The sequence below is a fragment of the Vibrio crassostreae genome (assembly GCF_041439375.1).
Classification (GTDB): Bacteria; Pseudomonadota; Gammaproteobacteria; order Enterobacterales; family Vibrionaceae; genus Vibrio; species Vibrio crassostreae_D.
Genome location: NZ_JBGONY010000021.1, coordinates 46,028 through 67,818, shown reverse-complemented (window position 1 = coordinate 67,818; position 21,791 = coordinate 46,028). Strand labels below are relative to the sequence as shown.

Genomic DNA, 21,791 nt, shown 5'->3' with positions numbered 1-21,791 from the left:
TAGATGATCTGATCGTAGCTTTAAGCATTAGTTCCCTGATTTAGGAAACAAAGCCACTACTTGATGCTGTTCTTGTTATCGGAACATTAACAGTAATGATCTTGTATAGTCCCGAGCTTTCAATTGTTGCCATCATTGCTGCACTCATCTACGTTTTACTGCGCTTTGTTTGGTTCAATACATTTAAACGTGCTGAGGAAAATACCTGGGAAGCAAATACAAAAGAAGAGAGTTACTTTTTAGAAACCATTAAAGGGGTGTTAAGTTTAAGAGTGAACGGTACGCTTCCATGGCGGGAGGCCGCTTGGAAAAACCTTAACATCAACAGACGAAATGCTCAGCTTCATGAGTTAAAACTAGGAATGATCTATAACACAGTCAATATTTGTGTGATTAGTTTAGTTTCAGCTACTGTACTTTGGCTTGGGGCAAGTTTGGTGTTAAGTGGTCAATTTACTATAGGAATGCTCGTGGCTTTCTTATCTTATCAAGGCCGTTTTTCTGGAAGTATCAGTTCACTAATCGATAAATTCTTTGAATATAAGATGCTGTCTGTATATAACGAAAGGCTTGCTGATATCGTATTGACGCCAAAAGAAGGGGGTAGTGAACATAGCTTTGCGCAAGTAAGAAAGAGCACTATAGTTAAAAATAACGAACATATTATTGTGTCGGACCTCTCTTTCTCTTATGGGGTAAATGAACCCCTTTTATTTAAAGAAGCGTCTTTCCAGATAAATCAAGGGGAAATTGTTGCTCTTATTGGGCCATCAGGAGAAGGAAAGTCTACTATCGCCAAATTATTACTTGGTCTTTACAAGCCAACATCGGGAAGTATTGAATATTTTGGAGATTCAAGTCTTTCAATGCAAGAGGTAAGGCCACGCATTGGTGCTGTATTCCAAGAAGATCAGTTGTTTAGCGGCTCCATCATCGAGAATATTGCTTTTGGGAGATCGGAAATCGATGAGGATTGGTTGGTAATGTGTACTAAAAAAGCAAGCATACATGATGATATAGAATGCCTAAGCATGGGGTATCACACCTTGATCGGAGAGATGGGATCAAGCTTATCTACAGGTCAAAAACAAAGAATATTGATTGCGCGCGCGTTGTACAAAAAACCTGAAGCTTTAATCTTGGATGAAGCGACAAGCAGCTTAGATGTAAAGACTGAATCATTTGTTTGCAAAATGTTAAGAGATACAGGTTTGCCTACATTGATGATCGCTCACCGTCCAAAAACAATATCGATGGCTGATAGAGTACTTCTTTTGAAAAATGGTGAAATATCAGAAGTACAAAACCCTTATCTTACTGAGCTCGCCCACAATAGCGCTTAATGTAAGCTCGGTTTAATGCGTAAGCTTTCGTTGTAGTTATTATCTAAAGCCATAGTATGCTTGTGGCTTTTGCTTTTCGTTTCCCCACTCACACCCTCTCCAAGCCATTCACTCCTTATAATTACCATTCGTCGCATTGATAAAACGGCATGACAAATTCTAGTTAACCTTTCAACGTCAACATTTGAAAGGGATTAGAAATCATGACTACTTCACACTCATTAAATTCAGGCTCTACCACTTCTCTGCTTAAGCGTTCATTACTGATTGCACTTGTTTCGTTTGCACCGTCATTAGCTTTGGCGAACCCGAGTTCAGATGTGCTTGATATCTATAACCAAGCCGCGCAAGGCAATGAAGATCTGGTTGAGGTGGCTTACGAACGTCTGAACGACACGCTGCAACAAGACGGTGCGACACCACTGACCTTGGTTTACCTCGGAAGCACAGAAACCCTGATGGGGCGTGATGCGTTCTTGCCTTGGAATAAGATGAAGTATGTGGAGAAGGGCTTATCAACCATTGATAAATCACTGGTGCTGCTGAAAGACGAAGACCAACCAATTCATGAGCAACCTCGCGTTCAAGGGCTGCCAGATTCTTACCTAACTCGCGCAATGGCTGCGGTGACTTACACCTCTCTGCCAGACATGTTTAACCATTTCGATCGTGGTTATGACCTGTTCCTCTCGTTACTTGCGGAAGATGATTTTCAACAACAGCACTTCGCTGCAACCTCGTGGATTTACCGTTATGCCATTACCGCATCGATTCGTGCTGAAGACTTCGAGCAAGCACAGGTGTGGCTTGAAAAAATGGAAAACACCGATGCAGGCAACATCGAGACAATGACGGCTAAAGCCCTAATAGCGAAAGCTAAATAACAGCTGCGAATGCTAAATAGCGGTTTACTTAAGCTCATTAACAACTGCGAACGCTTAAGAATGATGGGTAATCAGAGGACAAGGGAATGATTGAATTTAAAAATATCGGCAAAGCGTATGTGACTGGCGGTCAACGTGCTGATGCATTAAACGGGGTCGATGGACATATCCAACGTGGTGAAATGGTGGCGTTATGTGGGCCATCAGGTTCTGGCAAAAGCACACTTTTGAATATTCTTGGATTGTTGGATATGGATTACCGAGGCGAGATCAATATTGATGGAAAAGCGTATCCGACAGAGCAAATCGCCGCTGCGCGTTTTCGTCGTCAGTCGTTGGGTTTTGTGTTTCAGCGCTTCAATTTGGTTCCTGTAATGACGGCTCTTGAGAATGTCGCTTATCCATTGATGTTGAACCAATGCTCTAAGCAAGAACAGCAGACCAGAGCACAAGACATGTTAGAGCGTGTTGGGCTAGGGGATTACGTTCATCACCGCCCAGACAATCTTTCTGGTGGTCAGCAGCAACGTGTCGCAATAGCCAGAGCACTGATCCACAACCCAAGCTTAGTGATTGCCGATGAGCCGACCGCCAGCCTAGACAGCCACACCGCCAACCTAGTGATCGACATTATGAAAGAGCTCGGCCACGAAATGGGCACGACTTTCATTGTCGCAACGCATGACCCAAGAATGGCGCAGCGTTGTGACAGAGTAATTGAACTTATCGACGGCCAACTGGCGCCACAAGTCACAGCAACGGAGGCTATCTCATGGGCAAGTTAACACAAAGAATGAGCACGTTTTTACTTCCAACTTCGATGCGTTTGGCTTGGCTTAACTTATTAAGAAACGGTCGTCGTAGCTTGCTTTCGGTGTTGATCATCGCGATTGCGGTTTTCGCACTCACCAGTGCCGGTGGTTACGGACTTTATACCTACGAATCTTTGAGAGAATCGACCGCGCGCGATACTGGTCATCTTACTTTGAGCACACCGGGTTATTTTGAGCAAGATGAAGACATGCCGCTGAGCAATGGCTTGGATAATGTTCAAGCGCTCACCAAGAGCATTATTGGCGACAGCGATGTGCGTGGTGTGCAGCCACGAGTCTACTTCAGCGGTTTGGTGTCTAACGGCAGCAAATCGACCATCTTTATGGGAACGGGCGTGAATGAGCGTGAGTTCGATATGAAAGGACCTTTCCTTGATGTGCGCAGCGGGCAAACTCTGTCGGATGTGAAATCCCCAAGATACGACAGCCAAGAACCACAAGTCATGCTGGGAACTGAACTGGCTCGTAACCTCAAAGTTGCGGTTGGCGATTGGGTGACACTGCTTGCAACCACCAGTGACGGTGCTTTGAACGCGTTTGATTTTAAGGTGCAGGGTATCTATTCGACGGGTGTGCCTGAGCTGGATAAGCGTCAGCTGTATGTTCATATCACGACCGCTCAAGAGCTTTTGGCTTCAGACAAAGTGAGCACCTTGTCGGTATTCCTTTTTGAAACCAGCAAGACCTCGACCGTTCAACAGCGTATCCAAACGGCTTTGGATCGAAATAGCGCGAGCCAAAGCGAACAAGGTACAGAGATCGAGATCACCCCATGGCAAGATCGTGCGTTTTTCTACACCAAGGTTAAAGAGCTTTACGACCGGATCTTCGGCATCATGGGCGCAGTGATGGCGTTGGTGGTGTTCGTGTCGCTGTTTAACACCATGACCATGTCGGTGACCGAACGCACTCGAGAAATTGGCACCTTGTCGGCACTCGGCAGTTACCCTTCTGAAATCGTGGCAGGTTTCTTAAAAGAGGCGGGATTGTTGGCTGTGATTGGTAGCGCGATCGGCGCGTTAGTGAGTGGCTTAGTGTCGGTGTTATTGCTGGTGGTTGATATACAAATGCCACCACCTCCCGGCAGAACCGAGGGTTACCCACTCAACATTTACTTCTCATTGGAATTGGTTGGTTACGCCACTTTGGGTGTGCTGACGATATGTTTGCTGGCTGCTTATTTCTCTGCTCGCAAGGGCGTGAATAAGCCAATCACGGAGGCGCTGGTTTATGTATAAATTTACTCGTTTACTCACTGTTTTAGGTTCTGTATTGGTTCTGGTTTTAGTATCGACACCAAGCTGGGCGGTTGATTCACAACAAGTCACTGAGATGATTGCCAAGGCAGACAGCTATCGTTTGAACAGCGCACAAGCGTCTAAGGTAGTGTCTTTGGTGGCGTTATATCAAGACGAGCAACTGGACAAAACCCGTGAATACAACGTCTATACAAGACCAAATCGAGAGTCGTTGGTCGTGTTCAAGTCGGCGGTCGAGGCTGGGCAGAAGATGCTGATGATTGAAGATAACTATTGGTTGTTGATGCCGAAATCTCGTCGCCCAATTCGTATCACACCGATGCAAAAACTGCTTGGTGAAGCTTCGGTCGGAGATATATCGACGCTCACTTGGAGCGAAGATTACCAAGGTGAGTGGGTTGCTGAGCAACAGGTTGAGATGCCGACTGGCGAGACACTCGATACCCATCACTTAAAGCTCGCGGCGAAAACCAAGGGTGCGAGTTATCAGTCGATTGATCTGTGGTTAACAGCAGACCGAGCGTTTCCAGTTAAAGCGGATCTGTATCTGCGTTCAGGAAAACTGGCGAAGCAAGCGTGGTTTACCGAAGGCGTGCGAGATGGATTACCAACAGTAGTGTCGATGACCTTGCTCGATAAGATTCAGCCGAGTAAGAAAACCGTGATTGAGTATCGCGAAGTGATTGAACAAAGCTTGGAAGACAAATACTACAACCCTGCCTACCTATCGCGTAACAGCGTGTCTGGACTTTAGGTGAGCGTCATGAAAGCTTCCAATCGCCGATTCCACATCAAGTATTCAGCCGTTACTTTGCTTGCTTTGTCTTGTGTGAGTAACACGATTCAAGCGGACGATCTGAACTTGGCGTGGGATTGGCAACTCAGTGCAGAAGCCGTTGAATCGCGAGAGTCGCCATTCAGCCCCTTACCATCTGATAATCGTCAGTCATTCAATGGCTTGCTGGATCTTGAGGTTGGATATGGCAATTGGCTTGGTCTGTTCGCAGTGAAAGCCAACGATATTCTAAGCAACAACCCTCAACAACAAGACGCGAGCTTTGAGTCTGAATTCATTGTGCGTGAGTTGTTTTGGCAAGGGGGCGTTGAGCTGTCGAATTCATTAATCGGCGACCATTACCTCGATGTCACGCTTGGCAAGGTTCGTTTGGATTGGGGCGTGGGTTATGGCTATCGACCGTTAGACATCATCAAGCCTTATCGACAAAACCCGGTGGGCATTGTCGCAGAAGAGGGCGCGGGTGTGGCCTCGGCGTCACTGTTCGATATGACGGGAGAATGGACACTGCTTTACAGCGATTCGTCATGGACTTCTCAAGACGTAAATGAATTCGAAAAGCAGAACCAACAACAAGGGGTTGGCTTACGTCGTTACAATCTTGTAGGTGATCACGAGTATCAATGGGTCGCTTATTATGACGATGTACGTCACGGCTTGCTTGGGGCGAGTTTAGTGTCGGTGTTGAACCTCGCTTGGGAGTTTCATGGCTCGGTGGTCTATCAACGACAAAGCCTTGGCTACAGTCAGCCTAACTTACTGCTTAAACCGGTTTATCTTGAAGAGCAGGGCGAAGCTTATCAAGCGTTGGCAGGACTAACATGGGCCAATGACACGGGTCACAATGTGGTCTTGGAATATTGGTTTGATAGCCGCGCTTGGAGCAATTCTGAATGGCAAAGTGCAATAGAAAGTGCAGAGTCTTTGTCGGTTAATCCGATGACAGCATCACTGGCAGGTTCTTACGCGCAAGGTTATCAACACGCCAATTTGGTTCAACACAACATCATGTTTCACTGGTCTCTGGATTCGACACATGGCTGGCTTGAAGATATCACGCCGACATTTGATGTGATGTTGTCTCCACAAGATGGCGGTTTTATTGCGACCCAGTGGCTCAACTATCAGGCTTTAGATAATGGCCATTCATCGTTGGATTTGGAACTTGCTGCACGCTTTCTAGGCGGTAAAAGTGATTCTGCTTACGCCAACTTACCCGATAGTCATATGATTCTTTTAAATATCAAAGGACGATTTTAATGAACACTTTTTCAAACAGTAAGTTTCCATGGATTAAAAGCTTTACGCTGACCACTCTGTTTTGTTTCGTTATCGCCATCACCACACAGACAATTTGGGGCGGCGATCTTGTGGTCAATCTCGCGATAAGCTTTGGTTTTGGCTACAGCGCGGTGGGTTCTTCTTTTATCTTGGTTGAGGTGTTTAAGAGGAAATCAAAGGTGTTTGATGTGGGTATCTCAATGGTGATCGCGATGACCTTTGGTACCTTGAACGCGCACTATTGGTTGAACGGGTATTTCGGGGCCAATATCTCGGACCTTAAATCTGTGGTGTTGCTCGGTGTGATCTTCTGTTCAGTTTGTTATTACTATTTCTATACCCGAGAGCAACAACTACGCGCTGATAACGAATTGGAAGTGGCTAAGCGTCGTCAGGCCGATCAAGAAAAGGTGGTGGTGCTGAGTCAGCTTAAACAACTACAGAGCCAAATTGAGCCGCACTTCCTGTTCAACACGCTTGCGACCATCAATGTATTTATTGAGAGTGACAGCGCGAAAGCCAAGTTGATGCTTGAAAAACTGACCGACTTGTTGCGTGTGACTTTGAAAAACAGCCGCACTGAACACTCGACCATCGCACAAGAGGTCGACTTGTTAGACGCTTATCTTAATATTCAGAAGATACGCTTGGGTGAGCGCTTAGCGTTCTCGATTGAAACACACGAGATTAGCGATTTGCAGGTGATTCCACCGTTCTTGATTCAACCTTTGGTCGAGAATGCACTCACGCACGGCATCGAGCCCAAAGCCGCTGGTGGCCAAGTGAATATTCGTATTACTCAACAAGAACAGCAGCTAAAAATTGAAGTGGCTGATAATGGCGCTGGGTTGAAAACGCCTTCTGCGAATACGGGTCACGGTGTTGGGTTGAGCAATATTCGTCAAAGAATCGAAACCTTGTATGGTGATAAGGCGAGCCTAACGATTACTGAACACGCTAAAGGCGGGGTAGTCTCGACGATCTTGTTACCGTTGACTGATGCAGCCGCCTAGAATTACAGATCAGAACACACAGAACAGTGACGAAAAATAGACGATTTACAGTGTGAATTTAAAGGACTAACCATGAACAACCCAGCAGTACAGCCGAGCGTAACGGCGATTATCGCAGACGATGAAGCACTGTTAAGGCATCACCTAGACAAGAGTTTGGCTGAGGTTTGGCCGGAGCTAGAGATCGTCGCTAAGGCACAAAACGGGCTAGAGGCGATGCAGGGTATTCAGCAACTTGAGCCTGATGTGGTCTTTCTTGATATTCGAATGCCAGAGCTAGATGGAATCTCGCTCGCGAAACAATTGAACAAGCTAGATTCGCCGCCATTGGTGGTTTTCATTACCGCTTACGACGAATACGCAGTCAAAGCTTTTGAGCACAATGCGATGGATTACCTGCTTAAACCCATCAATGAAGAACGCTTACTGGCCACATGTCAAAAGGTTCAAGCGCGTCTGTCGATCAATCAAACACAATCAGGTATTACGCCAGAGCAGACTGACATCACGGCGTTAATGGCTCAGCTTCAACAGTTATCACAATCGACCTCACAGTCTACGCAGCCTCCTTATCTATCGCAGAAAAAGTATCTCACGTGGCTTAAAGCCTGTCTCGGGGACGACATTCACCTAATCGCCGTCGATGATGTGGCTTACTTCAAAGCAGAAGACAAGTACGTCTCGATATTCAAAAAAGGCCATGGGGGAGCCCTAGAGGAGTTTATTCTTCGAGTGTCACTAAAAGAGTTGATCGCCCAACTCAATCCTGATGAGTTTTGGCAGATCCATCGTTCAGTGGTGGTGAAAGTCTCCGCTATCGATAAGGTGAAGAAAGGCCTCTCCGGCCAGATGTCTGCGTATGTGTCAAGTGAAAAACTACCCATCAGCCGCGCCTCACAAGCGTTGTTTAAGGGTATGTAGAGAACTCGCTTAAATGTATGTAGCTATTGTTTAAATGTATGTAGCAAGCGAGTCTAAAATCGATGTATTAGGCTCTTAGCAAAACACCACTTTAAATGAGCACAGGCGATCTTACATAACGCTGAGCGATTTATAAAATAAAGATCTAGATCACAAAGATACTCATCCGGTTCAATATTAAATAATAATCGTTAACTCAATCTGTATATTGTCGATGAATGACATTAAGAGGTTGTTATGAAAACATATTATTTAGCGACGGCTCTATGCCTCACCTTAGTTGGCTGTAGCTCAACATCAAAAACTACCGAAACGCCAATCCAGCCGGATCCGGCATGGACTTCAGGCCAACTAGAAAATGGCCTTACTTATCATGTTTATCCAGATCATGAAGAATCCGTATCTGTCCGTTTAGTCGTGCACGCCGGTTCTTTCCAAGAGACAGACGAACAAGAAGGCTATGCGCACTTTTTGGAACACATGGCATTCAACGGCAGTGAGAATTTCTCTCAAAATGATGTGATTCGCCTATTCGAAGATGCAGGCGCTAGCTTCGGTGCTGATATCAATGCCTACACTTCTTACCAAGAAACTGTGTATCAATTAGATTTACCTGACAATGTCCAATTACAGTCTGCTCTGACGTGGATGCGAGACATTGGTGATGGTCTAGACCTATCAAGTTCAGAAGTCGAAAAAGAGAAAGGTGTGATTCTTGGTGAGTTCCGTTATGCACGCTTAGACGACAAGCCATTCGCAGAACAGTTTTTTGACCACTTCATTGAGGGGGGGCAGTATGAAGGCCAAGATGCACTTGGTACTAAAGAGTCTGTGCTCAGCGCGACTTCCCAAGGACTAAATAGCTTTTATCAGACTTGGTATCAACCTCAGAACGTTGAGGTGATTGTCTCCGGTGACATTGACACAAAAGCCGTCATTCCATTAATTGAACAGAAGTTTTCAGACTGGCAGCGTGGACAAACTCCCAAGCCAGACAAACAAAGAATTACCACCTTTAACGAAGGTGATTATATTGAATATGCAGAATCGGAAGCGCCAAGTATCTCTTTGATGATCAATCGAGGGGCGAGTGAAGTGGACACTCGTGCGCAACAGCATCAACTTTGGCTTGATGAGACAACACTGCAACTGATCAGGCAGCGACTTAATACCAGCTTCAATGATGCAGCATTGCCTATTCAGTGGGTGATTTCTGAACATTATTCGATGGAATATCAGCGCTATTCATTGGTGAGTGTTGGATTCCCTGTCGGCGCTCGTGAGGTGACTCAAAAGGAGTTAATCGCGACATTGGCATCTCTGCGTGATTATGGTGTCTCTGAAAATGAAATAATCAGCGAACAACATTATTACCAAGATCTACTCAATAACGTCGAGATCGACTGGGATAACATGGACAGCGTACAGCACGCTAACCAGAAAGCGACGGCTTTAGTGAATGAGCAAATCGTGCAATCACAGCGAGACTATGAAGCGAGCCTTGAAGAGTTTGTCGCAAACTTCAATCTTGATGTGATTAATGCCAATATCAAAGCTTTGCTTTCTAGCGACTATTTTTTAGTGGTTGGTATGAATGAAAGCGAAGATAAAGTCACGGTTACCCAAGCTATCGAGAGCTTGAAAGCAACTTATAGCGAAACGGGTGCCAAACCGTTGTTTGCGGTGACCAGCAGTGCTTTTGCTGTTCCTAGTTCGCAAGGAGATATTGAGTTAGTTGAACAAATGTATATAGACCCATATGTTCAAAAGTGGACGCTTAGCAATGGTATCGAGATGTGGTATCTGCGTGACTATCTCGCAGGTGATGACATCGGTATTTACTACACAAGCTTAGGCGGCAAGGCAGCACTTGATCCTAGCTTATACCCAGCGACAGAGTTAGTCCTTCCTGCTATTGGTAGAAGTGGTGTTGGCAGTTTTACTGGTACAGAGCTTGATGCGCATCTGGATCGTGAAGATATACAGGTTTATCCGTTTATCGATTTTACCCGCCATGGCGTCGAATTTAAGCTCAACAATAGTGGCTTAGCGGAAACTTTTGCTGCGCTCAACGCGATCGTTACATCAGTCAAAGTATCGCCAGAGCAACTTGAGGCAGTTAAACAAGAGTTCATTCAAAATCGAGATTCTTACTTAGCAAGCCCGGCAGGCCAGTTCGCATATGCAATGAACCAAAATACCTATCAAGCGGACAGTGATCATGTGTTGCTCGATAGTAAAAGTGTGGAAACGGTTTCTGTTGAAGAGATAAAGAGCATCCATCATCAGTTGTTTGGTCAATTCAGAAATAATCAGTTAGTTATTGTGGGCGATATTGATCCAAGTGAACTGAAACCTCTGGTTCGTCAATATTTGGCTTCTATTCCATTGGAAAAAGCCGTTGTCCCTGACTTTAACGTCGCGTACAAGCACCCATCTAAAGCGCGCATTGATTTGGCGGTTAACACGGCTAATAGCACTGAGTACATGTTAAGAGTCATTGCGGAGCCTTCCGAGTACACTGGAATAGTAAGAGGGCAAACGGCGAAAGATATCTTTATGGAAGACATGCTACAACGCGTTCTCGCTACTCGTTTAGATGCGTACATACGTGAAGATTTAAGTCTAGATTATTCACCGTATGCTTACTATGCATCGCAAGATGGTGATACAAGCCATGACTGGTTTATTGGTGCGATGATCGACCCTAAAAATGCCGATAAGATAGAAATCGCGATTGATAACGTGATCGAAGACCTTCTGAAGGGCGTCTCAAATGATGAGATTAGAGCGGCAGGCAAGCAATTAGAAGCGGACTTTACGCCTTTAGATACTAGCGTTGTGGACCAAGCATGGTTCGTGTCTCGTTATCTTTTACACGACTATGGTGTAGAAGCCTTGTTTAACGTGAGAGCGACGGTTAACTCGATTTCTCGTGAAGACATGAATCAACTTGTCCAACGCATCTTTGGTGAAAATAGTCGTAAGGTTAAGAACATCATGCGTCCTAAAGCCTAAAGCCTAAAGCCTAAAGCCTAAAGCCTAAAGCTTGAAACCAACAGAAAGAGACAACTCAAAGCCAAGCGAGTATCGCTTGGCTTTCTTGTTTTTTCACCATTCATAACGTCTATGTATCATCTGTTGTTAAGCCGTTTTAGATCTATGTAAATCTAAATTTCGAGAACGCTTAATCGGTTGCATCGTATCATTTTCTAAAAAAATGTTTTAAATCAAGACAGCGTTTCATTTGTATTGTAGATTGACGATCTACGAGAATGTTGTTTGGATATTAGATTGCTTAAACTGGGTACCCGATTAGTCTTAATGTTGTTTTTACTGAGCTTTGGCTTAGTGAATTCTAACGGCTATTCGTTTCCTTCTAAGCCGTTTCAAATATACTCGACGCAAGAGCAATCTTCACAGAATGATCTTTGTAAACAAGCCGCTACGGATAATCCGTCGAGCTACTTAGAGTGCGATAAGGCTCAGTTTGGCAGCGTGCCTTCTGGTGATAGTTCCAACTATCACGACACCGAGTCGAGCCTCCAAGCAGCAAACTTCAGACGTATGCTCAGTAACGAGCAAGAAAGCGTGGCCGATCTTGAGCCTGCTTATCATCTACTGATCGACTTTTCTCCCCCTTCAATACTGGCTTCTCTGCTTTTCAACACACCGTTGTTGGATTCTAAGCAGCATTGGACCAGTATTGTGAGTTCTCCGTCTTCCCGGCTTTCTGGGTGGAAAGAGGGCAACATTCAATACTCGCATTTCCGAGAACTTCTTAGCTAATCGTTTGACCCTAAATTGGTCGTATCGATGGTCGCCTCGTGCCCGTTGAACTCGCCAATTAACCAACACAAACATAGCGACATCAGCTTTAGCATCACTACCTTTCAATCAGCTTGTTCTGGTTGTGATTAGCCATCGCTCGAGTTCGCAAAACATTAGACATACCAATCGTAGTAAATAACTGAACACCCTAGCTGGTTAAAATGCTCGATAACTGCGTTAGAATTTTTGATTGTAGAATAGCTACTTATCGAAAAATCCTGCCTTGTTCTCAAGCCTTTTTCCTTCGCTAGTGTCGATCATTTATTCACCGTGATTGGTAAAAAGAAGAGATCTTGACTGTGAAAAAACGCATTCCAAGAAAACAAATAAACCACTACTCAAAGTGGAAATACGTGGTGCTTATTGCCACCATCATCATCATGATTCTAAGCGCTCTACCTTCTTGGTTTGGCGAAGATGCCTCGGTTCAAATCAGTAACCGTTCTGAGCAGTCGATCGACGCTACTCAAGTGACGCAATATCTTGCTAGCGAAGGCATTCAAGCCAAATCTGCATTTCAAAAAGACAACCGTTTGGTCGTGATCTTGGAAGATGCAGAACAACAGGCGAAAGCCAAAGAGGTGCTGAATGAGCGCCTATTGGATAACGCGACTGTTGCGCTAGCGATGGAGCCAGCAGCACCAAAATGGCTGACTGACATGGGCTTCGCGCCGATTCAGTTAGGCCTTGATTTACGTGGTGGTGTGCAGTTCCTGTTAGAAGTGGACATGGAACCGGTTTACCACGCACAAGCGCAATCTGTGGTCGACGAGATCACCAGCCAAGTGCGTTATGCACGCGGTAAAGTGGTGAACAATCAAGTTGAATTTAACTTCCGTACTGATGCAGATTTCGAGAAAGCACAAAAACTGATTCGTGAAGAGTTCCCACAATGGCAGCGTGACCGTTCAGATAAATCGCTAACGTTAACTCAGTCTGAAGAAGAACAAAGAACGCTACGCAACCTAACGGTTCAACAAAACCTGCAGATCATGCGCAGCCGTATTGAAGAGCTAGGCATCACTGAGGCATCGATTCAACGCCAAGGTGAAAGCCGTATTCGTATCGAATTACCTGGTGTACAAGACCCTGCAGCTGCGAAAGACGTGATTGGTGCTACGGCTTCGCTTGCGTTCTACTCTGTGTACGACAACGCAACGCGCAATACTCAAACTCTGAAAGATTCAGATGGTAATCGTGTAGTGGTTGCTCGCAAAGCGGTATTAAGCGGCGAACATATTATCGATGCGCGCAGTGGCATTGGTGAGATGGGCAGTGCAGAAGTAAACATCACGTTGGATTCTTCTGGTGGTAAGAAAATGTCTGAGTTTTCTCGCCATAATATCGGTAAGCCAATGGCGACCGTTTACAGCGAATACAGCCGTGACAGAGCGGGTAACAGCGAAAAAACCAGTGAAGTGATCAGTGTGGCGAACATCCAGTCTCAACTGGGCAGCCGTTTCAGAATTACGGGTGCTGGCAGCTTGGCTGAAGCACAAGAGCTTGCGTTACTACTGCGTGCGGGTTCATTGACTGCGCCAGTGACCATCATTGAAGAACGTACTATTGGTCCGTCTTTGGGGGCTGAAAACGTAACTAACGGCTTTGCTGCTTTGGCGCTTGGCCTCGGTCTGACTCTAACGTTTATGGCGCTATGGTATCGCCGCCTTGGTTGGGTCGCGAACGGCGCGTTAATCGTCAACATGACCACATTGTTTGGTTTGATTGCCTTGCTACCGGGTGCCGTTTTAACTCTGCCAGGTATTGCAGGCTTGGTACTGACCGTCGGTATGGCGGTGGATACTAACGTGCTTATCTTCGAACGTATTCGAGACAAGATGAAAGAAGGTCGCAGCTTTGCTAGCTCCATCGACCGTGGTTTTGACAGTGCGTTCTCTTCTATTTTCGATGCTAACGTCACCACCATGATCGTTGCTGTGGCTCTATATACCATTGGTAATGGACCGATTCAGGGCTTCGCTCTGACACTGGGCTTAGGTCTTCTAACCAGTATGTTCACTGGCATCTTTGCTTCACGAGCGATCATCAACTTGGTTTGGGGGCGTGACCAGCGCCACGATGTAAGGATTTAAGCATGAGTACTTCAAAAATGACTATTTCAGACCGCTATTTTTCAAATAGTAATATGACTCGCCTTCGTAAGGTGATGTCTGTGATTTCTATTGTGCTGTTCATGAGCTCTGTGATGCTGGTGGCAGTGAAAGGTTTTAACTGGGGCTTGGACTTTACTGGCGGTGTGGTTGCCGAGGTTCAACTCTCTGATCAAGTAACCAAAGATGCGTTAAAAACCAAACTTGATACGGCTTTCCAACAAGACGTTCAAGTGGTTGGTATGGCAGAACAGGATCGCTGGACAATTCGTTACAGCCAACTGACAGACGCGCCACAGCCAAACTTAGTGGATGCTTTGTCTTCTGTAAGTGATCAAGTAAAAGTGCTCAACAGCAGCGTGGTTGGCCCTCAGGTAGGTCAAGACATGGTTGACCAAGGTGGCTTGGCGGTATTGGTGTGCTTCCTAATGATCATGCTGTACCTAAGTGTACGTTTTGAATGGCGCTTGGCACTCGGCGCACTTGCCGCGATCATCTATGACGTGACGCTTATCTTGGGCCTGTTCGCTTTTACTCAGTTTGAGTTCAACCTGACTGTATTGGCTGCCGTGTTGGCGATTTTGGGTTATTCATTGAATGACTCGATCATCATTGCCGACCGTGTACGTGAAATGCTGCGTGGTAATCCAAACGGTGATACAGATAACCTGCTTAACGAATCAGTTAAAGCGACGTTCTCACGCACCATGGTGACTTCAGGTACAACGCTAATCACTGTATCAGCGCTTTGGCTACTTGGTGGCGCGGCACTGCAAGGGTTCGCTATTGCATTGGTGGTTGGTATTGTCAGCGGTACGTGGTCTTCAGTTTCTGTCGGCATCACACTGCCTAAGTTACTTGGCCTACAGCCTTGTCACTACCAAGTGAAAGCACCAGTAGAAGTTGAGGGTGAGTACCCTTAAGGTGTTTCTTAGCTAACAGCACGAGTTCGTGAGTAACGTCAGTAAAGCCCTTCGTTTTTAATAAGACGAAGGGCTTTATTTTTTATAAGAGTCAGACAGTTAGTCAAAAGAGAGGCTATTTCAAAAAACGATGGATTGAATAGGCAGCAGCGTGTGATATGAAGTATGTTTATATGACGTTAGTAGAAATGAGGCAAGGGAATGGAATATCGACATCAATGTCATGTAGGCGATCATGGGGATGCACTTAAGCATCCAGTATTGAGTGCACTTGTTAAATCATTAATGCAGCAACACTCACGCCTCAATGTTATCGACACACACTCAGGCACAGGGTGTTACGACCTAACCACTGCACCAAGTAATCACGCGGGCGAGTTTGCAGAAGGGGTTGGGTACTTATGGCGAAATAAGGCTTACTTGCCAGAGTCATTTTCTTCTTTTATGTCGGTGCTGGAATACTACAACCCTAATCAACTTATCACGCTGTATCCCGGCTCGGCAGCCATTACCTATCAACAAGGCCGCAGCCAAGATAGCTTCTATTTTTCAGATATTCAGCAAGATGAAGCCGATTTATTGCAAGCCAATATCGAGAAGTTGCAACGCGATCTTGATGTCTCAAGTAAGCTCACCATTACTGCGGGCGACGGGCTTAAAGCGCTACCTGATGACGTGGCAAAGCACGATAATCATCACTTGATCGTTATCGACCCACCCTATGAAACTGATGCTGAATATCTCGCAGTGATTGATGCCTTGGTGAAGGCTTATCAGCAATCTGAGAAAGTGTCTGCGCTGATTTGGTATCCACTTTATACGGATGACAAGAGCTCACTGATTCTGAACCACTGTGTGACAGCGGTAAAAGATGGCTTGCTACCAAGTCCGATCAAATCGGAATTACGACTGCGCGATCCTAAGGGCGATGATCGACTCATCGGCAGTGGGTTGTTGCTGTTTAATCCGCCTCAAGGCATTACTGGAAAGGTGGCTGACACGCTCGATTATTTACACAATCAGCTCGCAACCAATGGTGAGGGTTATTGGCAAATGAGAAGTCTATAAATCTGATTTATATGAGATTTAAGATTAATTTCTAGACGCTGTTCACTAAATCACTGTTATTTATGTGGTTTAAATTGACCAAACGCTAACTTTTATCGATTGATTAATTGCAGTGAATCATTTAAAAATAGAATATCAATGCGCACAAGTGCATAATGGCTCATAAGTTAAATAATTAAACTAGATTGTGGTTTACCCCCTAAACTGCATTAGGCTCGCACTAGTCATGCGAGCCTTTCTTTTGCCTGAAGGAAATGTTTACAACAGTTGCTCTTCAATCTTTAGTGCTTTCTCGATGAGTTTCGCATTGAAATCTGCAGCTTCCACTGAGTAGTGCGCTTTACGATGGCAAGTCGGACAGAGTGCAATTACATTTTCAGGGCAATCAGCGCCACCATCAGCTAACCGTGTCAGGTGATGTACTTCTAGGTAAGGACCTGACTTGGTCTCAAAAGGTGAGGGCACGGCACAACCTTCACAAATACCATTTGCCCTCTTTTTTGCGTAAAGCTTAATGGCTTCACTGCGATATTTCACATGTGTGAGTTGTTCTTTGGGGTCAGCTTTAAGTGGCGTTGAAGCTAACGCAATGTCTCGTAATTGCCTCAATGATTTACTTTTAGTTGGCTTCGTTAGGTATGAAGCTTTTGGTGTTTGAATGGTATTTCCGACACTTTGTGGGACAATATCTAGATGGAAAACTATTGCATCACGAAGTTGGTCGTTCTTGTCGGGGCGTTGCTCGATGTGATGACAGATGTAGTTGCAAACACCGACGAATCTTACGAAACCAGTTGAGACAGATTCAAATAAGAGAATCTCTTTGAGGTTATTTTGGTGTTCAAAGATGGCCAAGTTTCCTTTAACCATTTTCATATCACCTTCTTGCCCTTCTCCTGTATATCGGAAAGTGCCATCTGCACTAAAACCATCAGAGTAGCCAAACTCTTCGCCTGCATCGCTAGTGAAGATAAACACATATGGGTGAGCAGCCGGCGTAGCGATACCGCCATATTGCTGACCTTTGTAATGACCGTGTATATCTGCACGTCGATTGTAAACCTGTCCTACATTGAACAATGGAGAGTCCTCGTTTCAATTCTAATTAGTATTGATATTTTTATAATTTAAATTTGATGTAAAGTTCAAATATAACAGTGGTTTAGGTCAAAATATGCAAGTGAATTTTTGAGTGTGAAAAGGTATCGAATCGGTCACGTTTCTAAAGAGGCAAGCCTGCAGGACTCATGCAGGCTTGGTGTTTATTTAATGTTTTACCACTACAACGTTGGGTAATCGATATAGCCTTTTTCGTTGCCGCCAAACAGAGTAGCACCGTCGAGATCGGATAGTTCGCTGCCGTTTTGTAGGCGTGATACGAGGTCTGGGTTCGCTACGAATGGGCGACCAAATGCGACAAGGTCGGCGTAGCCTTTGCTTAACACTTCTTCGGCGCGTTCTGGTGTGTAGCTGCCAGCAACGATGATGGTGTTAGAGAATAACTCTCTTAGCTCAATTCGGAAGCTTTCAGGAATAACTGGAGCATCATCCCAGTCGGCTTCTGATAGGTGCAGATAAGCAACGTCTCTATCTTGAAGTGCCTTTGAAGCTTCTAAAATCGTTGGCACTATATCTGGGCAGTTCATGTCTTTGAAGGTGATGAATGGAGCCAAACGCACACCCACCTTATCCGCACCAATTGCATCAATGACTGCATCTACCACTTCAATCAGAAAGCGAAGCCGGTTCTCGCGGCTGCCTCCATAGTTGTCGGTGCGCTTATTTGAATTGGTTCTTAGAAATTGATCGATAAGGTAGCCATTACCACCGTGGATTTCCACTCCGTTGAACCCTGCCTCGACGGCTTTCTTCGCTGAGTTAGCAAAATCTTGAACCACACGATCGATATCGGTTTGGGTCATTTCTCTTGGTTGAATGCAATCCACCATGTTGCCATTACCATTCTCATCAGAGATCCAAACCTGAGTTTCTATTGGCGCCAAAGCTGACGGTGCAATTGGCAACTCGCCTTTTTGAAAGGTAGGGTGAGACACACGGCCGACATGCCATAACTGGCAGAATATCGCTGCGCCTTGTTCTTTTGCGGCTGTGGTTACTGATTTCCAACCTTCGATTTGTGCATCGGTATAAATGCCGGGTGTGAATGAGTACCCTTGAGAGTCATCTGAGATTTGTGTCGCTTCGGTGATGATTAGCCCTGCACTTGCACGTTGTTGGTAGTAAGTCGCCATCATTTCATTTGGCACGTTTCCGGGTTGGCTTGTACGAGCGCGTGTCATAGGAGCCATCACGACACGGTTTTGCAGTTCTAGGCCTTTTAGTTCTGATGTTTCGAATAATTTGTTCATGGTATCTACCTTTATGAATTGGCACTTTGAAGTTACGGAATTCTTAAATTATTTAGCTTCTGTTGGTGCAAATATTGAGTTGCTTTGTGGTTTCTCGTTTCGGTTAGCTTTAGCAATTAAGAACAAGCCGACGATAGGAACCACAACGGCTGCGAATGGAATCATTCCTGCGCCCAGTTGGCTGTCGAGCACCATGCCACCAAGGAATCCACCAAAGGTATTGGCCAAGTTAAACGCTGAAATATTGGCTGTTGCTGCTAGCTCTTGGCCTTCGCCACCGTGGTTCATCACTCGAAGCTGCATGGCAGGAACGTTCGCAAATGATGCAATACCAAAGATAAATGCAGCGGTAACGAATAGGATTTTGTTGTCTACCACAAGGCCAACCACCACCAATGACACGATCATCGCGACAGCCCAAAACATTGAAGCTTTACCGAGGTTTTTATCTGAAGAGCGCCCGCCCAAGGTGTTACCGATGATTAAGCCGATACCGACTATCACTAAGATCCAAGTTACCGATTCTTGGCCGTAACCCGTGATGTGCATAGCGATTGGCGCAAGGTAGCCGTAAAGCGTCATGAAGCCAGACCAAGCAAAAGCAGTGATTGCCAAGCTGATAAGCAGCATTGGATTCTTGAACGCCATGAGCTGAGTTTTGATGTCTTTCGCTTCGCTGTGACCCGTTGATTTGATAGATGTCAGGATTGAAATCATCGCAACTGTGCCAAGTGCTGCCACGGTAAAGAAGGTGGTGTGCCAACCGAATTGCAAGCTCACCCAAGTACCTGCGGGAACGCCAAGAACGTTGGCGAGCGTTAAGCCTGCAAACATTTGACCAACGGCGCGACCTGCCATTTTTTCCGACACTAAGTTGGTTGCGACAACCGCACCTATGCCATAGAAAGGTCCTTGGACTAAGCCGGCGATAACACGACTCGCGAGCAGCAATGGGTAGCTTGGCGCTAAGGCCGACAACACGTTACCGATGATGAACAGTGCCATTAAGCCAATCAGCACCATCTTCTTGTTAAAGCGTGCAAGGTAGATGGTTAAGATTGGTCCGCCGATAACGATAGCTAACGCATAGGCACTGATTAGATAGCCTGCTTGACCTTCGGTGATCGAAAGGGAGGTCGCAATTTGCGGAAGGATGCCTGCGATAACAAATTCAGCGGTGCCAATGGCAAAAGCTGCGAGTGTCAGTATCCAAACTTGGAATGGAATCTTTTCTTGGTGGACGTTTTCTTGTTTCATAGTGAAGTACCTGTGTTAATTCTGTTTGTTAGGGCGTTTCGATATACGCCCTAACGATTGTTCTTTGTGTCTCTGCGGGGGTTCTAACCGAGTAGTGCACCGCCATCGATGTCGATGATTGAGCCGGTCACATATGGGTTATTAATTGCGAATAGGTAACCCATAGCCACCTCTGAAGGCTCGCCAACCTTGCCTGCGGGTAGATTGTTTTTGGCGTTGTCGTACATGCTTGCACGAGCAGAATCGTTCATGTTTTTGTAGGCTTCCGTCATGGTTAAGCCCGGGCTAATGGCATTGACGCGAATCGGTGATAGTTCTTTCGCCAGTATTTTAGTCACGCTTTCTAGCGCGGCGTTGATGGCGGTTTTGACGTAAGTGCCTGCAACGATTTTGCGTGACAACATACCCGTGGTGAGCGTGATAGAACCGTTTGGTGTCATGTAACGTGCGGCATGTTTGGCGGCGTTTAGGCTGCCCCAAAACTTGGTATCAAATGCCGACTTTGCGTCGTCGATAGCAACGTCTGTCACTTTTCCCGCTGGAGCGTATGAGCCTGCAGTCATGATTAAATGATCAAAAGCACCAATCGATTCGAAGTAATCACAGAGCGACTTCTCGTTAGTGATATCGACACCGGTATGTCGGCTAGCAATGTGTACCGTGTTGCTCTCGTTTCTTAGTTGCATCGCCAATGCCTTACCGATACCAGACGTGCCACCAATGATGACGAAAGTGTTCTTTTCTTGGTTTGTTAGTTCGTTGTTCATGTGCTGAATTCCTGCGTGTTCTGCTGATGGTTGTCATTATATTTATTCGAATAAATTTGATAATTGGCTAAAATATAAATTCATTATTCGGTTTAAATGAACAATAGAGCGAGAGCACGAATAGTATGGATAAGTTTTCAGACATGGCGATGTTCGTCAGTATTGTTAAGCATCACGGTTTAGCGGCGGCTGGGCGAGAGCTGGGTTTATCTCCTGCGACCATGACAGCAAGGCTGCAGGCGCTTGAAGAACGATACGGTGTGAAGTTGTTGAATCGAAGCACGCGTCATGTGTCTTTGACCGATTCCGGAGAGCTGTATCACAAGGCATGTTTGGAGATATTGGATAATGTCAGTGAGGCTGAAAACCTGATTCAAAATGGCGTCAAAGAGGTCAAAGGCCCATTAAAAATCGCCGCGCCGAAGGACATTGGAAAGCAATACATTCTGCCAATCTTGTCGGAGTTTTGTCAGAAATACCCTGACGTTATCCCTTACTTGTATTTGAACGATAACCTCTCGAATATTGCTGAATCCGGCATGGATATCGTGGTCCGTTATGGCGAATTGGTCGACAGCAATTTGATATCAAGACGCTTATCACCAAGCCGCCGCGTACTGTGCGCCTCACCTGAATACCTCGCCAAACACGGGACGCCGTTGACGCCACAAGATTTGGTTGAACACGACTGCTTGGCGATGCTGCGCAGCAATGAGGAACTCAAGACTTGGCACTTCCAAGATCACGACATGAAGAAGTCGATTACCGTTGTACCAAAGCGATTCTCAGACGATGGTGAAGTGATTCGTTACTGGGCATTAAAAGGAGAGGGCATTGCTCTTAAGTCGGTACTGGATGTACAAGACGACATCAATAACCAACGCCTTGTGACTTTGCTTAATGGCTACATGAAGAACTTTAACACCTCGACTTCTGTATCAAGCGCCGACTTGAATGTGGTGTACATCAGCAAGAAATATCAGCCGAAGCGTATTCGACTTTTTTTGGATTATCTTCTTGACCGGTTTGGAGATAGTGTTTATCCAAGTGGTGTGTTGCCAAGCTAAGAACATATCAGGAAAACAACGATTGCGACGGCCAGCGCTCTAGGGATGAATGTCTTTTTATCTATCAT

Annotated in this window: 17 protein-coding genes and 1 pseudogene; 14 read left to right on the top strand and 4 right to left on the bottom strand. The window is 45.6% G+C overall.

Translation table 11 applies throughout. The features are described from left to right. Positions 1 to 56: 56 nt before the first annotated feature. The 13 genes and pseudogenes from ACED45_RS11225 to rlmJ form a co-directional block, all read left to right on the top strand. A pseudogene (locus ACED45_RS11225) lies at positions 57 to 1,343 on the top strand (peptidase domain-containing ABC transporter); the annotation flags it as partial. A 203-nt stretch (positions 1,344 to 1,546) separates the two neighbouring features. Continuing rightward, positions 1,547 to 2,227: a hypothetical protein gene (locus ACED45_RS11220; protein WP_108122258.1), complete on the top strand. Its 681-nt coding sequence runs from the start codon at positions 1,547 to 1,549 to the stop codon at positions 2,225 to 2,227. An 86-nt stretch (positions 2,228 to 2,313) separates the two neighbouring features. Next, a complete protein-coding gene (locus tag ACED45_RS11215; protein WP_108122260.1) occupies positions 2,314 to 3,012 on the top strand; it encodes an ABC transporter ATP-binding protein in 699 nt (232 codons plus the stop codon). Beyond that, positions 3,000 to 4,298: an ABC transporter permease gene (locus ACED45_RS11210; protein ID WP_371714054.1), complete on the top strand. Its 1,299-nt coding sequence runs from the start codon at positions 3,000 to 3,002 to the stop codon at positions 4,296 to 4,298. Before ACED45_RS11215 ends, ACED45_RS11210 begins: the two co-directional genes overlap by 13 nt. Beyond that, positions 4,291 to 5,073 carry an outer membrane lipoprotein-sorting protein gene (locus ACED45_RS11205; protein WP_371714053.1) on the top strand — a complete coding sequence of 261 codons (783 nt, stop codon included), beginning with the start codon at positions 4,291 to 4,293 and terminating at the stop codon, positions 5,071 to 5,073. Before ACED45_RS11210 ends, ACED45_RS11205 begins: the two co-directional genes overlap by 8 nt. A gap of 9 nt (positions 5,074 to 5,082) precedes the next feature. Continuing rightward, positions 5,083 to 6,375 (top strand): hypothetical protein, encoded by a 1,293-nt coding sequence (locus ACED45_RS11200; protein ID WP_371714052.1) that lies wholly within the window; start codon positions 5,083 to 5,085, stop codon positions 6,373 to 6,375. Continuing rightward, a complete protein-coding gene (locus ACED45_RS11195; RefSeq protein ID WP_371714051.1) occupies positions 6,375 to 7,409 on the top strand; it encodes a sensor histidine kinase in 1,035 nt (344 codons plus the stop codon). Before ACED45_RS11200 ends, ACED45_RS11195 begins: the two co-directional genes overlap by 1 nt. A gap of 72 nt (positions 7,410 to 7,481) precedes the next feature. Then, entirely contained in the window at positions 7,482 to 8,330 is an 849-nt protein-coding gene (locus ACED45_RS11190) for a LytR/AlgR family response regulator transcription factor (protein ID WP_371714050.1), read from the top strand. 237 nt (positions 8,331 to 8,567) lie between these two features. Continuing rightward, entirely contained in the window at positions 8,568 to 11,348 is a 2,781-nt protein-coding gene (locus ACED45_RS11185) for a M16 family metallopeptidase (protein ID WP_371714049.1), read from the top strand. Between the two features lie 306 nt (positions 11,349 to 11,654). Continuing rightward, positions 11,655 to 12,119: a hypothetical protein gene (locus ACED45_RS11180; RefSeq protein WP_123305805.1), complete on the top strand. Its 465-nt coding sequence runs from the start codon at positions 11,655 to 11,657 to the stop codon at positions 12,117 to 12,119. A gap of 335 nt (positions 12,120 to 12,454) precedes the next feature. Further along, positions 12,455 to 14,254: a protein translocase subunit SecD gene (gene secD, locus ACED45_RS11175; protein ID WP_371714048.1), complete on the top strand. Its 1,800-nt coding sequence runs from the start codon at positions 12,455 to 12,457 to the stop codon at positions 14,252 to 14,254. Between the two features lie 2 nt (positions 14,255 to 14,256). After that, positions 14,257 to 15,195 (top strand): protein translocase subunit SecF, encoded by a 939-nt coding sequence (gene secF, locus ACED45_RS11170; protein WP_004732672.1) that lies wholly within the window; start codon positions 14,257 to 14,259, stop codon positions 15,193 to 15,195. Positions 15,196 to 15,396: 201 nt separating this feature from the next. Then, on the top strand, positions 15,397 to 16,263 hold the full coding sequence (gene rlmJ / locus ACED45_RS11165) for a 23S rRNA (adenine(2030)-N(6))-methyltransferase RlmJ (protein ID WP_239718589.1): 867 nt from the start codon (positions 15,397 to 15,399) through the stop codon (positions 16,261 to 16,263). Positions 16,264 to 16,521: 258 nt separating this feature from the next. Here the strand turns inward: rlmJ and ACED45_RS11160 are convergent, their stop codons facing one another. From ACED45_RS11160 to ACED45_RS11145, 4 genes are all read right to left on the bottom strand, one after another. Then, positions 16,522 to 17,343, bottom strand: coding sequence for an HNH endonuclease (locus ACED45_RS11160; protein WP_371714047.1), 822 nt, complete (start codon positions 17,341 to 17,343; stop codon positions 16,522 to 16,524). Between the two features lie 200 nt (positions 17,344 to 17,543). Further along, a complete protein-coding gene (locus ACED45_RS11155; protein WP_371714046.1) occupies positions 17,544 to 18,632 on the bottom strand; it encodes an alkene reductase in 1,089 nt (362 codons plus the stop codon). Positions 18,633 to 18,680: 48 nt separating this feature from the next. Further along, positions 18,681 to 19,889 (bottom strand): MFS transporter, encoded by a 1,209-nt coding sequence (locus ACED45_RS11150; protein ID WP_371714045.1) that lies wholly within the window; start codon positions 19,887 to 19,889, stop codon positions 18,681 to 18,683. A gap of 83 nt (positions 19,890 to 19,972) precedes the next feature. After that, positions 19,973 to 20,656, bottom strand: coding sequence for an SDR family oxidoreductase (locus ACED45_RS11145; protein WP_371714044.1), 684 nt, complete (start codon positions 20,654 to 20,656; stop codon positions 19,973 to 19,975). A gap of 125 nt (positions 20,657 to 20,781) precedes the next feature. Between ACED45_RS11145 and ACED45_RS11140 the strand changes: the two genes are divergently transcribed. Next, positions 20,782 to 21,723 (top strand): LysR family transcriptional regulator, encoded by a 942-nt coding sequence (locus tag ACED45_RS11140; protein WP_371714043.1) that lies wholly within the window; start codon positions 20,782 to 20,784, stop codon positions 21,721 to 21,723. Positions 21,724 to 21,791: the final 68 nt, after the last annotated feature.

Excerpts from the sequence above, each read along its gene's own strand:
- ACED45_RS11220 (WP_108122258.1), top strand. The coding sequence starts at position 1,547 with ATGACTACTTCACACTCATTAAATTCAGGCTCTACCACTTCTCTGCTT.
- ACED45_RS11215 (WP_108122260.1), top strand. The coding sequence starts at position 2,314 with ATGATTGAATTTAAAAATATCGGCAAAGCGTATGTGACTGGCGGTCAA.
- ACED45_RS11210 (WP_371714054.1), top strand. The coding sequence starts at position 3,000 with ATGGGCAAGTTAACACAAAGAATGAGCACGTTTTTACTTCCAACTTCG.
- ACED45_RS11205 (WP_371714053.1), top strand. The coding sequence starts at position 4,291 with ATGTATAAATTTACTCGTTTACTCACTGTTTTAGGTTCTGTATTGGTT.
- ACED45_RS11200 (WP_371714052.1), top strand. The coding sequence starts at position 5,083 with ATGAAAGCTTCCAATCGCCGATTCCACATCAAGTATTCAGCCGTTACT.
- ACED45_RS11195 (WP_371714051.1), top strand. The coding sequence starts at position 6,375 with ATGAACACTTTTTCAAACAGTAAGTTTCCATGGATTAAAAGCTTTACG.
- ACED45_RS11190 (WP_371714050.1), top strand. The coding sequence starts at position 7,482 with ATGAACAACCCAGCAGTACAGCCGAGCGTAACGGCGATTATCGCAGAC.
- ACED45_RS11185 (WP_371714049.1), top strand. The coding sequence starts at position 8,568 with ATGAAAACATATTATTTAGCGACGGCTCTATGCCTCACCTTAGTTGGC.
- ACED45_RS11180 (WP_123305805.1), top strand. The coding sequence starts at position 11,655 with ATGTTGTTTTTACTGAGCTTTGGCTTAGTGAATTCTAACGGCTATTCG.
- secF (WP_004732672.1), top strand. The coding sequence starts at position 14,257 with ATGAGTACTTCAAAAATGACTATTTCAGACCGCTATTTTTCAAATAGT.
- rlmJ (WP_239718589.1), top strand. The coding sequence starts at position 15,397 with ATGGAATATCGACATCAATGTCATGTAGGCGATCATGGGGATGCACTT.
- ACED45_RS11155 (WP_371714046.1), bottom strand. The coding sequence starts at position 18,632 with ATGAACAAATTATTCGAAACATCAGAACTAAAAGGCCTAGAACTGCAA.
- ACED45_RS11150 (WP_371714045.1), bottom strand. The coding sequence starts at position 19,889 with ATGAAACAAGAAAACGTCCACCAAGAAAAGATTCCATTCCAAGTTTGG.
- ACED45_RS11145 (WP_371714044.1), bottom strand. The coding sequence starts at position 20,656 with ATGAACAACGAACTAACAAACCAAGAAAAGAACACTTTCGTCATCATT.
- ACED45_RS11140 (WP_371714043.1), top strand. The coding sequence starts at position 20,782 with ATGGATAAGTTTTCAGACATGGCGATGTTCGTCAGTATTGTTAAGCAT.